The organism is Brevundimonas sp. SH203 (assembly GCF_002157625.1).
Lineage (GTDB): Bacteria > Pseudomonadota > Alphaproteobacteria > Caulobacterales > Caulobacteraceae > Brevundimonas.
The window spans coordinates 154746-168299 of sequence record NZ_BDMM01000003.1 but is presented as its reverse complement, the minus strand read 5'-3'; the positions used below and the strand labels follow the sequence as shown (position 1 = coordinate 168299).

The following is a 13554-nucleotide window of genomic DNA, read 5'->3' as shown; positions in this document are numbered from 1 at the left end:
AAATTGTGAAGCAAGCGGGGGCAAAGCCAGCGGGGGAAATCCGACCTAGCGTCAGGGTCAATAAGAACGGGTCGAAACACGGCCTTTGATCCTTTGGGAGGAGAATGACATGGGCGTTAAACGTCACAGGTGCGTCTTGCTGGCCGCCTTGATGAGTTCGGCTGCGGGGGCGGCCATGGCTCAGACGGCTACTCCGGCTCCGGCAGAGGCGGCGTCTTCCGTGGACGACATCGTGGTCACGGCGCAGCGACGGACGCAGGTTCTGCTGGAGGTGCCGCTGGCGATTTCGGCGCTGAACACCGAGACCCTGACCAACAAGGGCGTCACCAATTCGGCCAATCTGGCGACGGCGGTGCCGAACCTTCAGGTGTCCAGCCCATACGGCAATACGCAGCCGAACTTCTCGCTGCGCGGGATTTCGGTGGCCAACGAATACAACGCCAACCAGGCGTCGCCGGTCGGCGTCTATATCGACGACGTCTATATCGCCTCGCGCACCAGCCAGGGCATGGGCCTGTTCGACCTGGATCGGGTCGAGGTGCTGCGCGGCCCGCAGGGCACTCTGTTCGGGCGCAACACGACCGGCGGGGCCATCAACTTCATCACCATGCGGCCGGACCTGTCGGGAACCGAGGGCCGGGTGGAGGCGGGTTACGCCAACTTCAACACCGTCAGCGCCCAGGGCGCGGTGGAATTCACCCCGGTCGAGAACGAGTTCGGGGTGCGGGCGGCGGTCAACTATGTGAAGGGCGACGGCTGGCTGAAGAACCTGGCGCCCAACGGACGCGACGCCAACTCGGTCGACACGCTGCAGGGCCGACTGTCCCTGCGCTGGAAACCCAAGGACGGTCCGGTGGACGTCAATCTGCGCGCCTACGCCGGGCGCGACCGGGGCGCCCAGGCCGGCATCCACGGCCTGTATGGCCCCAGCAGCGGAACCGGCTTCTTCGAGATCAACGAGAACCGCGTCGGCGACAACAAGACCGACGCCTGGGGCGTGGCGCTGAACATCGCTGCGGAACTGAGCCCGACGCTGACCGTCACCTCCATCACCTCCAAGGACGGCGGCAAGCAGGATCTGCAGCAGGCCGCCGACGGCGCGCCGCTGGACATTCTGGACATCAACTGGAAGTCCGACTTCGACCAGTTCAGTCAGGAACTGCGCCTGAACTACGACACCGACAAGATCCACGCGGTGTTCGGCGGCTTCTACGGCGAGGACGAGATCACCACCGACAACCTGTTCAACATCGGCAGCGCGCTCGCGCCGGGCGTCAACGGCGGCTTCTTCCAGCACTACAGGCAGAAGCGCAAATCCTGGGCGGTCTTCGCCCAGTCGGACTTTGTCTTGACGCCGAAGCTGACGGCGACGGCGGGCATTCGCTACACCAAGGACGACGGCCAGTATCGCGACGGCTTCGCCTATCTGTTCGGCGGGAACATCGGCGGACCCGTGACGCCGATCGCCTCGACCGTGCCGTGCCCCACGCCTGCTGGCACCTGCGCCTATGATCCGGCCGCGCGCTACAATATCGACGGCGAATCCGACGCCGTCACCGGGCGGCTGGCGCTGGCCTACAGCTTCGACAACGGCGTTCTGGCCTACGCCAGCTACAGCCGGGGCTATCGGTCGGGCGCGTTCAACGGCGGGGGCTACACCTCGTCGGCGGGCATCACCTATATCGAGCCCGAGCAGGTCAACGCCTATGAGGCGGGGCTGAAGGGGCGCTTCTTCGACAACCGGCTGACGCTGTCCTCGGCCGTCTTCTATTATGATTATTCGAACCAGCAGGTGCAGGACCTGCGCGCGGGCCCCGTGTCCTTCCTGGTCAATGCGCCCAAGTCCGAGGTCTATGGCGGCGAGGTCGAGTTCGGCTATCGCGCCACGCCGGACTTCAAGCTGAACGGCTCGTTCGGCTATCTGGACGCGACCTACAAGGACCTGACGCTGCAGGGCGTGGACCTGTCGGGCAATGATCTGCCGTTCGCGCCCAAGGTCACGGCGCAGTTGGGCTTTGACTGGACGTTCGCGCATCCGGGTGGCGGCGCTCTCACCCTATCGCCGACGGTCAGCTATTTCAGCCGCCAGTATTTCTCGCCGTTCAACGAGAAGAACGCGCCGGGCACGGGGCAGGTGAACGCCGAACTGCAGCAGGGTGCCTACGCCAAGGTGAATGCGTCGCTGTCGTGGGTGCGCGACGACCTGACGGTTCGGGCCTTCGTCAACAACGCCTTCGAGGAGAAGACCTATTCCTATGGTCTGGACCTGCGCGGGGCGGGCTTCCCGTTCAACTTCCTGGTGCCGGCCGCGCCGCGCACCTACGGGCTGACAATCTCGAAGGCCTTCTGATGAGCGCGCTCGCCCACACGCCGGGGGTCGATGGTCCCGACCTGAAGAACCCCGACCTCTATGTCGACCATATGCCTCACGACGTCTTCGCGGCCCTGCGCCGCGAAGACCCGGTCCACTGGAATCCCGAGACGGACGGGGCCGGATTCTGGGCGGTGACGCGCCATGCGGACATCGTCGAGGTGTCCAAACAGCCGTTGCTGTTCTCGTCGGCCTACGCCAACGGCGGGCACCGCATCTTCAACGAGAACGAGGTCGGGCTGACGGGGGCGGGGGATTCCGCCGTCGGCATCCCCTTCATCTCCATCGATCCGCCCACCCACACCCAGTATCGCAAGGTGATCATGCCGGCTCTGTCGCCGGTGCGCCTGGGCGACATCGAGGCGCGGATCGAGGCGCGGGCGCGTCGCCTGCTGGACGAGATTCCGCTGGGCGAGGCCGTCGATCTGGTGCCCCGGCTGTCCGCGCCCCTGCCGCTGCTGACCCTGGCCGAGCTTCTGGGCCTGCCGTCGGAGGACTGGCTGGACCTGTATCGCTGGACCAACGCCTTCGTCGGCGAGGACGACCCCGAGTTCCGCCAGTCGCCGGAAGCCATGGGTGCGATCATGGGCGAGTTCTTCGCCTTCGGTCAGCAGTTGTTCGAGGCGCGTCGCGCCCAGCCCGGCCCCGACATCGCCAGCCTGCTGGCCAATGCCGAGATCGACGGCCAGCCGACGCAGTTTCGCGACTTCATCGGCAATCTGATCCTGGTGCTGGTGGGCGGCAACGAGACCACCCGCAACTCCCTCAGCCACACCATACTGGCCCTGTCGAACGACCCGTCGCAATGGGATCGCCTGCGGGCTGAGCCGGAGCTGCTGAAGACCGCGACCGCCGAGATGGTGCGGCACGCCAGCCCGGTCATCCATATGCGGCGCACGGCGACGCAGGACACGGTGATCGGCGGCCAGGCGATCCGCAAGGGCGACAAGGTCGTGCTGTTCTACGCCTCGGGCAATCGCGACGAGACGGTGTTCGAGGACGCCGACCGTTTCGACGTGACGCGCAAGGGCGTCGCCCATGTCGGCTTCGGGTCGGGCCAGCACGTCTGCGTCGGTTCCCGCCTGGCGGAGATGCAGTTGCGGGTGGCGTTCCGGCTGCTGGGCGAGCGGGTCAGCCGGTTCGAAGTCGTTGCACAACCGCGCCGTTTCAGATCGAACTTCATCAACGGACTGAAGAACCTGGATACCAGGCTGGTCCCGGCTTGAGGAAGCGAACATGGCGGACGATGACTGGGCGACCGAAGCGATCATCAGCGATACCCTGTGCGATACGCCCGATATCGCCCTGGGCGGGCCGGCCGAGGGGTGGCGGCTGTCGCGCTGGCGGCGGTTCGTCGGCAACTACGCCCTGCCGCCCCTGCCCACGCCGGTCTTCGTCATGCATATCGGCGGCAAGCCGGTGAAGACCTGGGACCGGGACGGCTGGACGGACAACAGCTCCATGCCCGGCGACGCGACCATCGTGCCGGCCGGGATGGCGTCGCGCTGGCGCGTCGACGGCGAGCTGGACACGGTCACGCTGAGCCTGGCGCCGCATCTGTTGAACGCCTCGCCGCAGTCGGCGCGGTTCCAGCAGCTTCGTTTCGCCTTTTCGGACAATCTGGGCGCCGCCCTGACGCGGCAGGTGCTGTCGGAACTCTATGCGCCGGATTCGGCCGAGAGGGACGGCTATGTCGCGACCCTGATGACCGCCCTGACGTCTCACGTTCTGCGCGGCGCCGATCGGGGACAGGCGCCGCTGATCCCCAGTTCGGCCAGTTCGTCGTTCCGGCTGCATACGGTGATGGACCAGATCAAGAAGGCGCCGGAGGCGGATCACAGTCTGGAGGAGATGTCGGCGGCCGCCGGGCTGACGCCCTCGCACTTCTGCCGCGTCTTCCGGCGCGCGACGGGCACGACGCCGCATCAGTTCGTGATGCGGACCAAGCTGGACCGGGCGCGGTTCCTGCTGAGCGGGTCGGAACTGTCGATGGCGCAGATCGCCGACAATCTGGGCTTCAAGAGCCAGAGCCATTTCACGCGGGCCTACCGCCAACATTTCCAGGAGACGCCGAGCGATTATCGCCGGCGCGGCAAGGAGGCCGCTTGATGGCCGGAATACAGGGTTTCGACGATCTGTCGCTGCCGGAGCTGACGCTCCGGGCCGGAGGGGACGCTCTGGCGACGACCCACGCCTTTGACGATGAAGATCCGTCACGCGCCGAAGTCTTCGCCCAGATCCCGGAGGCGTCGGCTTCGGACCTGGACGCCATCGTGGAGGGCGCGCGGGCGACGCTGAAATCGCCGGCTTGGCGCGACCTGATCCCGCTTCAGCGCGAGGCCCTGCTGCACAGGTTCGCCGACGCCATCGAGGCCGACCTGCCGCGTCTCGCCGCGCTGGAGGCGCTGGATGCGGGCAAGCCGATCGGCATGGCCGAGACCATCGACATCCCCGCGACCGTCGGCTGGCTGAGAGCCTATGCGGGCTGGCCGTCCAAGATTCAAGGGCGGGCGGGCGCCCTGTCGGCCACGCCGGGCGGCCACCATGTCTATACGCGGCGCGAGCCGGTGGGCGTCGTGGCGGCGATCACGCCGTGGAACTTCCCGCTGGTGCTGTCGATGTGGAAGATCGCCCCGGCCCTGGCGGCGGGATGCACGGTGGTGCTGAAGCCCGCGCCGGAAACCAGCCTGTCGGCCCTGCGTCTGGCCGAGCTGGCGCTTCAGGCCGGACTGCCGCCGGGCGTGCTGTCGGTCGTGACCGGCGGCGGCGAGGTCGGCGCGCGGCTGGCCGCCCATCCCGGCGTCGCCAAGGTCGCCTTCACCGGATCGACCCGGACGGGGCAGGCGGTGCTGTCCGCCTCGGTCCCGGACCTGAAGCGGGTGACTCTGGAGCTGGGCGGCAAGTCGCCCTCGATCCTCTGTGCGGACGCCGATCTGGCCAAGGCCATCCCCGAGGCGGCCTTCGGCTGTTTCTTCAACTCGGGACAGGTCTGCTATGCGGGCACGCGGCTTTACGCGCATCGCTCCATCTACGAGGCGGTGCTGGATGGGTTGGCGGCGACGGCGGCGGCCCTGCCGATGGGCGTCAGTTCGGATCGCGGCGCCCAGCTGGGGCCGTTGATCAGCCGTCGTCAGTATGACCGGGTCGCAGGCTTCGTCGATCGGGCCCTGGCGTCGGGCATCCAGCGTCATGGGGATGCGCCCGCCGCGCCTGAGGGCGGGCATTTCTATCCGCCCACCGTCCTGCGCGACGTGCCGCCGGACGCCGAGATCGCGCGCGAGGAGGTGTTCGGGCCGGTCCTGGCCGTCACCCCCTTCGACACCTTCGAAGAGGCGGTCGCCCTGGCCAACGACAGCGACTACGGCCTGGCCGCCCACATCTGGACCCGCGATCTGGGCACGGCGCACCGGGCGGCGGCCGAGCTGGAGGCCGGGACCGTGTTCGTGAACTGCATTCTGTCGGCCGACCCGGCCTTCCCCTTCGGCGGCATGAAACGCTCCGGCCTCGGGCGCGAGAACGGCCCGGACGTTCTGGACGCCTACCTCGAATCCAAATCCGTCGTCATGGCCCTGCCGTGACCGCGCCTCTCTGTCTTGCGTTCCAAGGATAATCTCCATGCAGATCACCGCCGCCGTCGCCCGCAAACCGCACGCCGATTTCTCGATCGAGAGCGTCGAGATGGAGAGCCCGCGCGCCGATGAGGTGCGGGTGCGGATCACCGGCGTCGGCCTGTGCCACACCGACCTGATCACGCGCGACGGCTTCATTCCCGTGGCCCTGCCCGCCGTGCTGGGCCATGAAGGCGCGGGCATCGTCGAGGCGGTCGGCGCCGACGTGACCAAGGTGGCGCCCGGCGACCGGGTGGTGCTGAGCTTCGCCAGCTGCGGCCATTGTTCGCGCTGCAACGACCATCTGCCGTCCTATTGCCGCGAGTTTCCGGCCCTGAACTACGCCGGGGCGCGCAAGGACGGTTCGACGGGCCTGAGCATCGACGGCCGGCCCGTCTCGTCCAACTTCTTCGGCCAGTCGTCCTTCGCCAGTCACGCCCTGGCGTTCGAGCGCAACATCGTGAAGATCGAGGACGCCGATGCGCCGCTCGAAATCCTGGGGCCGCTGGGCTGCGGCTTTCAGACGGGCGCGGGCGGGATCATGCGGTCGCTGGCCTGTCCGGCGGGGTCGACCCTGGCGGTCTTCGGCGGCGGGCCGGTCGGTCTGTCGGCGGTGATGGGGGCGGTCATCCAGGGCTGTGCGACCATCATCCTGGTCGAGCCGATCGCGGCGCGGCGCGACCTGGCGCTGGAGCTGGGGGCGACCCATGTGATCGACCCGGCGGCCGGAAACGTGACCGAGGCGATCCGGGCCATCCTGCCCGACGGCGTGGACTACGCCTTCGAGACCAGCGGGCGCGAGCCGGTGGTCGAGGCGGCCCTGGCCAGCCTGGCCAGCCACGGCGTCCTGGGTCTGGTGGGGGTGCCGCCCAGGCCCGAAAGCAGCCTGTCGGTCAATCTGGCCGGGCTGATCACCTATGGCCATCGCATCCAGGGCATCATTGAGGGCGACAGCGACCTGGATGGCTTCATTCCGCAGCTGGTGGCCCTGCACCGCGAGGGCCGGTTCCCCATCGAAAAGCTGACCAGGACCTGGCCCCTGTCCGAAATCAACGCCGCCGTCGAGGCGCAGCATAAGGGTGAATGCGTGAAAGCCGTCCTGATCCCCTGATCCGTTTCGTGGCGGCCCGCGCCGTCACGCTCCTGTTCCCTCCCCGGAAAACTACGCCGATCGTCGCCCCGCGGCGATTGATCGGCGGCCCTTTCCCGAAAGTCGACCGATGTTCCTGCTGTCCCAACCGAAACCCCAATCCACGATGGAGCGTCTCTGATGCCCGGCGTCACGGTGATCCTGCGCGAAGGCGAGGCCGTCGCGGTCGAGGCCGAGATCGGCGTGTCGATGATGGAGGCGATCCGCAACGCCGGGATCGACGAGGTTGTGGCCCTGTGCGGCGGCTCCTGCTCCTGCGCCACCTGTCATGTCTTCGTGGAGGAGGGGGCGGAGGCCCTGCCCGAGATGGGGGCGGACGAAGCCGACATGCTGGAATGCAGCCTCTATCGCCAGCCGAACTCGCGCCTGTCCTGCCAACTGCCGGTGACGGCGGCCACGGCGGGGCTGGTCGTGCGCATCGCGCCGGAGGAGTGAGACATGACGGCGCAGCTTGATCATGCGGACGTGCTGATCGTGGGCGGGGGCCAGGGCGGCGCCCAGACCGCGATCTCGCTGCGCCAGCTCGGATTTCAGGGGACCATCGCCATCGTCGGGGACGAGCCGGAACCGCCCTATGAGCGGCCGCCCCTGTCCAAGGAGTATTTCGCCGGCGACAAGACCTTCGACCGGCTGCATCTGCGCCCCGCCGCCTACTGGAGCGAAAAGGCCGTCGCCCTGATCACCGGCGAGACGGTGGTGCGCGTGGACCCCGAGAGTCGGGAGGTCGAGACGGCTTCCGGCCGACGGATGAGCTATGGCGTCCTGGTCTGGGCCGCGGGCGGGTCGCCGCGCCGGATGACGTGCGAGGGCGCCGGTCTGGCCGGGGTTCACGCCGTCCGCAGCCGGGCGGACATCGACGCCATCCTGGCCGAACTGCCCGGCGTGACGCGCGTGGCCATCGTCGGCGGCGGCTATATCGGGCTGGAGGCGGCGGCGGTTCTTCGGAAGTTCGGCAAGGCCGTGACCCTGATTGAGGCCCAGGACCGGCTGCTGGCGCGGGTCGCGGGGCCGCAGCTGTCGGCCTTCTTCGCCGAGGAACACCGGGCGCGGGGCGTGGACCTCCGGCTGGGCGTGGGCGTGGATCATCTGGAAGGCGTGGGCCGGGTCGCCGGGGTCGTGCTGGCGGACGGCGAGCGGATCGCGGCGGATCTGGTCATAGTCGGCATCGGCATCACCCCCAATGTCGCGGTGCTGGAGGCGGCGGGCGCCCGGACGACGAACGGCATCGACGTGGACGCCCGCTGCCGCACCAGCCTGCCCGACGTCTTCGCCATCGGCGACTGCGTCAATCAGGCCAGCCGTTTCGCCGGGACTGGCCGCATCCGCATCGAATCCGTGCCCAGCGTGACGGAGCAGGCCGCCACCGTCGCGCGCGAACTGACGGGGCAGGGGCGCGACCATGACGCCCTGCCGTGGTTCTGGTCCAACCAGTACGATCTGAAGCTGCAGACCATCGGCCTGTCGGGCGGATATGATCAGGAGATCGTGCGCGGCGATCCGGCGGCGCGCAGCTTTTCGGTCGTCTATCTGCGCGAGGGGCGGATCATCGCCGTGGACGCCATCAACGCCGCCAAGGACTTCATGAAGGGCCGGGCCTGGGTCACGAACGGGGCCACGGCCGAGGTGCTGGCGACCTGATCCGCCGGATCAGGTCGCGCTGATGAATTCCGCGGGACGGCGGGCGACGAAGGCGGAGATGCCCTCGCGGCTTTCGGCGGCGCGTCCGGCCAGGGCGATGGCGCGGGCCTCGGCCTCCAGATGGGCTTCCAGAGAGGCGCCGTAAGCGCCCAGCAACAGCTCGCGCGTCCGGCCCCAAGCGCCGACGGCCGAGCGTGACAACTGGTCCGCCAGTTGCTCGGCTTGATGCGACAGCGACGCTTCGGTCCCTGCATCCTCAGCATCGCAAACCCGCGTCACCAGACCCAGTTCGGCGGCGCGCGCGGCCGACAGGGTCGGGTCGGTCAGCATCAGCTCCTGCGCGTTTCGCAGGCCGATCAGGCGCGGCAGCAGCCAGGTCGAGCCGCCGTCCGGCGACAGGCCCAGCTTGCCATAGGCCAGGGTGAAGCTGGCGCTGGGCGAGGCCAGGGCGATGTCGCCCAGCAGGGCCAGGCTGAAGCCCGCGCCCGCCGCCGGGCCGTTGACGACGGTGATCAGCGGCTTCTGCATCCGCGCCAGCCGGGAGACGGCGGAATGGAGATAGCTGGTCAGTTCCTTCAGCAGATGGGGGATGCGCTCTCCGGCCGAGGCGAACAGCTTCACGTCGCCGCCGACGCAGAACATGCGCCCGGCCCCGGTCAGGACCACGCAACGCACCGTCGGGTCTTCATCGCAGTCGATCGCCGCCTCCATCAGCGCCTTGGCCAAGGCGACGTCGATGGCGTTTCCGGCGGCGGGGCGGTTGAGGATCAGGCGGACGACTGCGCCCTGGCGCTCGACGATCAGGGGGGCGGGTTCGGTCATAGGCGGGCCTGTCGGGCTTGTTGCAGGGCGATTTCGGAAATCAGGGGCAGGGTGGCGACCATCTCGCGCGCATGGGCGGACGAGGCGGTGCCCCGCGCGATCCGCGCCTTGATGCCATGGAAGATGGCCGCCAGGCGGAACAGGTTGAAGACGACGTAGAAGTCGAGGTCGGGCACGGCGTCCAAGCCTCTCCGGCGGCGATAGCGTTCCACATATTCGGCCTCGCCGGGCAGATTGAGCGTCTTCAGGTCCGCGCCGACCAGACCCGCCAGCATCATCGGCGGGATGCGGTACATCATCATATTGTAGGCGAAGTCGGCGATGGGCTGGCCGATGGTGGACAACTCCCAGTCCAGCACCGCCACCACGCGCGGCTCGGTGGGATGGAAGATCATATTGTCGATGCGGAAGTCGCCGTGGACGATGGAGGGGGCGCCGTCCGGCGGCATATGCTGCGTTAGCCAGTCGATCAGGGCCTCAAGATTCTTCTCCGGCCCGGCCTCGGCCAGATCGGCCTGATACTGACGGCTCCAGCGCCTGACCTGACGGGCGACATAGGCGTCCGGGCGGCCATAGTCCTCCAGACCGATGGCCCGGTAGTCGATGTCGTGCAGCCGGGCAAGGGTGTCGGCCATGGCGTGGAAATAGGCGGGCCGGTCGGCGGCGAGGACGTCGGGCAGGGTCGCGTCCCAGAAGATGCGGCCCTCGACCAGATCCATCACATAGAAGGCGGTGCCGATGACCGAGGCGTCCTCGCACAGGCCGTGGACCCTTGGCACGGGGAAGTCGACCGTGCCCAGGGCGGACACGATGCGGGCCTCGCGCTCGACCGCATGGGCGCCGTCCGCCAGCTGACCGGGCGGCTTGCGGCGCAGAACATAGTTCCGGCCCGGTGTGGACAGCCGATAGGTCGGATTGGACTGACCGCCCTTGAACTGATGCACCGACAGGGGACCGGCGAAGTCGGGAATGGCCGCGGCCATCCATTGCGCCAGCGCGGCCTCGTCGAAACGGTGTTTGTCGCTGACGGCGGTGAAACCGGCGTTGGGGTTGTCAGTCATCGGTTCGCGCCTCGCGCTTGATGGCCTTGGCCAGGCTCCATTTATGGACCTCGGTGGGACCGTCGTAGATGCGGAAGGCGCGCAGTTCGCGATAGATCTGGGCCACGATGCTGTCGTCGGTCACGCCTGTTCCGCCCATGACCTGAACGCAGCGATCCGCCACGGCGTAAAGGCCCTCCGACACCGCGACCTTGGCCATCGAGCTTTCGACCGTGCCCAAGGCGCCGGTGTCCTGGGCGCCCGTGTCCAGAACGCCGGCGCACCAGTCGATCATCAGTTCGGCCTGTTTCAGCGCGATGCGGTTTTCCGCCAGCATGAAGCCCACGCCCTCGTGGTCGATCAGGGGCTTGCCGAAGGCCTGGCGTTTCACGGCGTAGGCGACGGCGATCTCCTGGGCGCGGGTGCAGGCGCCCAGCCAGCGCATGCAGTGGGACAGGCGCGCAGGCGACAGGCGGACCTGGGCGTATTTGAAGCCCTCGCCGCTGTGGCCCAGCATCTGGTCGGCCGGAATGCGCAGATTGTCGATGGTCACGACCGCATGGCCGCCGGGCATGGAGGTGTCGATGGTGTTCAGGATGCGCTCGATCCTGATCGCCGGATCGGGCAGGTCGATCAGGAACATGCAGGCGCCTTCGTCCGACTTCGCCATGACGATGCCGATGTCCGCCCCGTCCGCGCCGGTGATGAAGGCCTTGCGGCCGTTGACGACCCAGTGATCGCCGTCCAGCCGACAGGTGGTCCGCATCATCGACGGGTCCGAACCCGCGCCGCCGTCCTCGGCCGGTTCGGTCATGAAAAAGGCCGACCGCGCGCGTCCCGACACCAGCGGCTCCAGAAAGCGCGCCTTGATTTCGGGCGAGCCGACCTTGCCGATCAGATACATATTGCCTTCGTCGGGCGCGGCGACGTTGACGGCGATGGGGCCCAGAGGCGACAGGCCCGACGCCCGCAGCACCACGGCCGTCTCGCGCTGGCTCAGGTGCGACCCGTCGGGTCGGATGTGCGGCGTCAGCACGCCGGCCTCGCGGGCCAGGTCCCGCAGTTCGCGCACCAGGTCGTCGGTCGGGCCATGGGCCGTGCATCGCGCGTCGCGCTCATAGGGAGCCACTTGCCGGCGCACAAAGGTCTCGACGCGGGCGGCGATGCCGCGCGCCTCGTCTGAAATCGGGGTCAAGAGGGGGCGTCCTTTGCGTGATAGTCGTCGCGGATCAGGCGTTTCAGCAGCTTGCCGGTGGGTTCGCGCGGCAGGGTCTGGCGGAAGTCGATCTGGCGCGGCGTCTTGACCCCGCCCAACTGTTCCCTCGCCATTCGGGTCAGGGCCTGGGCCAGCTCAGGCCCGGCGTCGGACCAGCGCACGGGCTGCACCACCGCCACGACCCGTTCGCCCATTTCCTCGTCCGGGGCGCCGATGACGGCGACATCGGCCACGTCCGGGTGGGTGATCAGCAGGTTCTCGATCTCCTGCGGATAGATGTTCACCCCGCCGGATATGATCATGAACCCCTTTCGGTCGGTCAGGAACAGATAGCCGTCCGCATCCAGATGGCCGATGTCGCCCAGGGTGGCCCAGCCCTGGGGACTGTGGGCCTGGGCCGTCTTTTCCGGGTCGTTGTGATAGGCGAAGGCCGGGCCGTCGGAGAAGAACACCTCTCCGACTTCTCCGACCGGCAGTTCCTCGGCCGCCGCGTTCAGGATGCGCACCTTTCCCAGCACCGCCCGGCCCACCGAGCCGGGCTTGGCCAGCCACTCTTGGGCCGACAGCGCGGTGATGCCGCAGGTCTCGGTGCCGGAATAATATTCGTGGATGATCGGCCCCCACCAGTCGATCATGGCCTGTTTGACCGGCACGGGGCAGGGCGCCGCCGCATGGATGACGGCCGTCATGCTGGACATGTCGCATCGGGCGCGGACCGCCTCGGGCAGTTTCAGCATCCGCACGAAATGGGTCGGAACCCAGGTGCTGGCGGTGATGCGATAGCGTTCGATATGGGCCAGGGCCTGTTCGGGATCGAACTGGCGCATGATGACCACCGCGCCGCCGAACCGATGCACCGTCATGGCCCAGCGCAGGGGCGCGGCGTGATATAGCGGCGACGTGGACAGATAGACGGTGTCCTGATCCATTCCATACAGATCGCGCCCCATCGCCATCAGGGGCGTGGAGGCGTCCAGCGGGCCGGTCGGCAGGGTCGGACGCACGCCCTTGGGCCGTCCGGTGGTGCCCGACGAATAGAGCATGTCCGTCCCCGGCTCCGCATCCTGGGGCAGGTCGGGCGAAAGGGCGGATCGTTCCTCTGTCCAGTTCCTCAGTCCGGCGGCGCCCGTGATGGAATAGGCGGCGATGTCCAGCGTCGCGGCCGCCTCGCGGACGTTTTCGGCCAGACCGTCCGAGGCGATCACCAGCCGCGCGTCGGCGTCCTTCAGGATATAGGTCAGGTCGGCGATGCTGCTCTTGGTGGACAGGCTGGTCAGGAAGACCCCGATCCTCTGGGCGGCCCAGGCGATGCGGAAGGTGTCGAAGCCGTTGTCCAGCACCACCGCGACGACGTCGCCGCGCTTCAGCCCCAGCGCCCGCATCAGCCGCGCGCCCTGATTGGCCGCCGCCTCCAGCTGGGCATAGGTCATCGCCTCGCCGGTCTCGGCCAGAATACAGGCGGGTTTGTCGGGCACGCGCCGGGCATGGCCCAGCGGGTGTGCGGCCTGCGCCATCGAGGGACTCCTCCGGTTTCGGGTCATGCGCCAGGTCCATCCCGGGCCGCCCGATAATCTTGTTGAGCCGATGCGAGCCGAAGTCGGAGGTGCGGCGCAAGGGCGGCGCAAGAAACGTCAAATCTTGCAACAATCGAGGGCAAAGCCTTCGCCCCCGATCGGCCCTAGCGTGAAATCGCCTGCTGGAGAGGCTCG

The 13554-nt window shown here is 68.1% G+C and carries 11 protein-coding genes; 7 read left to right on the top strand and 4 right to left on the bottom strand.

What is annotated here, in order from left to right:
* The first annotated feature begins 175 nt into the window (after positions 1-175).
* The 7 genes from SH203_RS07810 (at position 176) to SH203_RS07780 (ending at position 8767) form a co-directional block, all read left to right on the top strand.
* Entirely contained in the window at positions 176-2350 is a 2175-nt protein-coding gene (locus SH203_RS07810; protein WP_200808855.1) for a TonB-dependent receptor, read from the top strand.
* Positions 2350-3597: a cytochrome P450 gene (locus tag SH203_RS07805; RefSeq protein WP_087120314.1), complete on the top strand. Its 1248-nt coding sequence runs from the start codon at positions 2350-2352 to the stop codon at positions 3595-3597. The genes SH203_RS07810 and SH203_RS07805 overlap by 1 nt, the downstream gene beginning before the upstream one ends.
* Positions 3598-3607: 10 nt before the next feature.
* A complete protein-coding gene (locus SH203_RS07800; RefSeq protein ID WP_087120313.1) occupies positions 3608-4480 on the top strand; it encodes a helix-turn-helix transcriptional regulator in 873 nt (290 codons plus the stop codon).
* Positions 4480-5949, top strand: coding sequence for an aldehyde dehydrogenase (locus SH203_RS07795; RefSeq protein WP_087120312.1), 1470 nt, complete (start codon positions 4480-4482; stop codon positions 5947-5949). The genes SH203_RS07800 and SH203_RS07795 overlap by 1 nt, the downstream gene beginning before the upstream one ends.
* Before the next feature lie 37 nt (positions 5950-5986).
* On the top strand, positions 5987-7090 hold the full coding sequence (locus tag SH203_RS07790; protein WP_087120311.1) for an NAD(P)-dependent alcohol dehydrogenase: 1104 nt from the start codon (positions 5987-5989) through the stop codon (positions 7088-7090).
* 159 nt (positions 7091-7249) lie between these two features.
* Positions 7250-7564, top strand: coding sequence for a 2Fe-2S iron-sulfur cluster-binding protein (locus SH203_RS07785; protein WP_087120310.1), 315 nt, complete (start codon positions 7250-7252; stop codon positions 7562-7564).
* A gap of 3 nt (positions 7565-7567) precedes the next feature.
* Positions 7568-8767: an NAD(P)/FAD-dependent oxidoreductase gene (locus tag SH203_RS07780; RefSeq protein ID WP_087120309.1), complete on the top strand. Its 1200-nt coding sequence runs from the start codon at positions 7568-7570 to the stop codon at positions 8765-8767.
* A 9-nt stretch (positions 8768-8776) separates the two neighbouring features.
* Here SH203_RS07780 and SH203_RS07775 read toward each other — a convergent pair whose 3' ends face one another.
* Genes SH203_RS07775 through SH203_RS07760 form a run of 4 tightly spaced genes read right to left on the bottom strand, consistent with a single transcriptional unit; the run spans position 8777 to position 13359 of the window.
* A complete protein-coding gene (locus SH203_RS07775) occupies positions 8777-9589 on the bottom strand; it encodes an enoyl-CoA hydratase/isomerase family protein (protein ID WP_087120308.1) in 813 nt (270 codons plus the stop codon).
* A complete protein-coding gene (locus SH203_RS07770; RefSeq protein WP_087120307.1) occupies positions 9586-10650 on the bottom strand; it encodes a phosphotransferase in 1065 nt (354 codons plus the stop codon). The genes SH203_RS07775 and SH203_RS07770 overlap by 4 nt, the downstream gene beginning before the upstream one ends.
* Positions 10643-11824 (bottom strand): acyl-CoA dehydrogenase family protein, encoded by a 1182-nt coding sequence (locus SH203_RS07765; protein ID WP_087120306.1) that lies wholly within the window; start codon positions 11822-11824, stop codon positions 10643-10645. Before SH203_RS07765 ends, SH203_RS07770 begins: the two co-directional genes overlap by 8 nt.
* Positions 11821-13359: an acyl-CoA synthetase gene (locus tag SH203_RS07760; RefSeq protein WP_087120305.1), complete on the bottom strand. Its 1539-nt coding sequence runs from the start codon at positions 13357-13359 to the stop codon at positions 11821-11823. The genes SH203_RS07765 and SH203_RS07760 overlap by 4 nt, the downstream gene beginning before the upstream one ends.
* Between the last annotated feature and the right edge of the window lie 195 nt (positions 13360-13554).

Coding starts and splice junctions, on each gene's coding strand:
- SH203_RS07810 (WP_200808855.1), top strand. CDS start 176: ATGGCTCAGACGGCTACTCCGGCTCCGGCAGAGGCGGCGTCTTCCGTG.
- SH203_RS07805 (WP_087120314.1), top strand. CDS start 2,350: ATGAGCGCGCTCGCCCACACGCCGGGGGTCGATGGTCCCGACCTGAAG.
- SH203_RS07800 (WP_087120313.1), top strand. CDS start 3,608: ATGGCGGACGATGACTGGGCGACCGAAGCGATCATCAGCGATACCCTG.
- SH203_RS07795 (WP_087120312.1), top strand. CDS start 4,480: ATGGCCGGAATACAGGGTTTCGACGATCTGTCGCTGCCGGAGCTGACG.
- SH203_RS07790 (WP_087120311.1), top strand. CDS start 5,987: ATGCAGATCACCGCCGCCGTCGCCCGCAAACCGCACGCCGATTTCTCG.
- SH203_RS07785 (WP_087120310.1), top strand. CDS start 7,250: ATGCCCGGCGTCACGGTGATCCTGCGCGAAGGCGAGGCCGTCGCGGTC.
- SH203_RS07780 (WP_087120309.1), top strand. CDS start 7,568: ATGACGGCGCAGCTTGATCATGCGGACGTGCTGATCGTGGGCGGGGGC.
- SH203_RS07775 (WP_087120308.1), bottom strand. CDS start 9,589: ATGACCGAACCCGCCCCCCTGATCGTCGAGCGCCAGGGCGCAGTCGTC.
- SH203_RS07770 (WP_087120307.1), bottom strand. CDS start 10,650: ATGACTGACAACCCCAACGCCGGTTTCACCGCCGTCAGCGACAAACAC.
- SH203_RS07760 (WP_087120305.1), bottom strand. CDS start 13,359: ATGGCGCAGGCCGCACACCCGCTGGGCCATGCCCGGCGCGTGCCCGAC.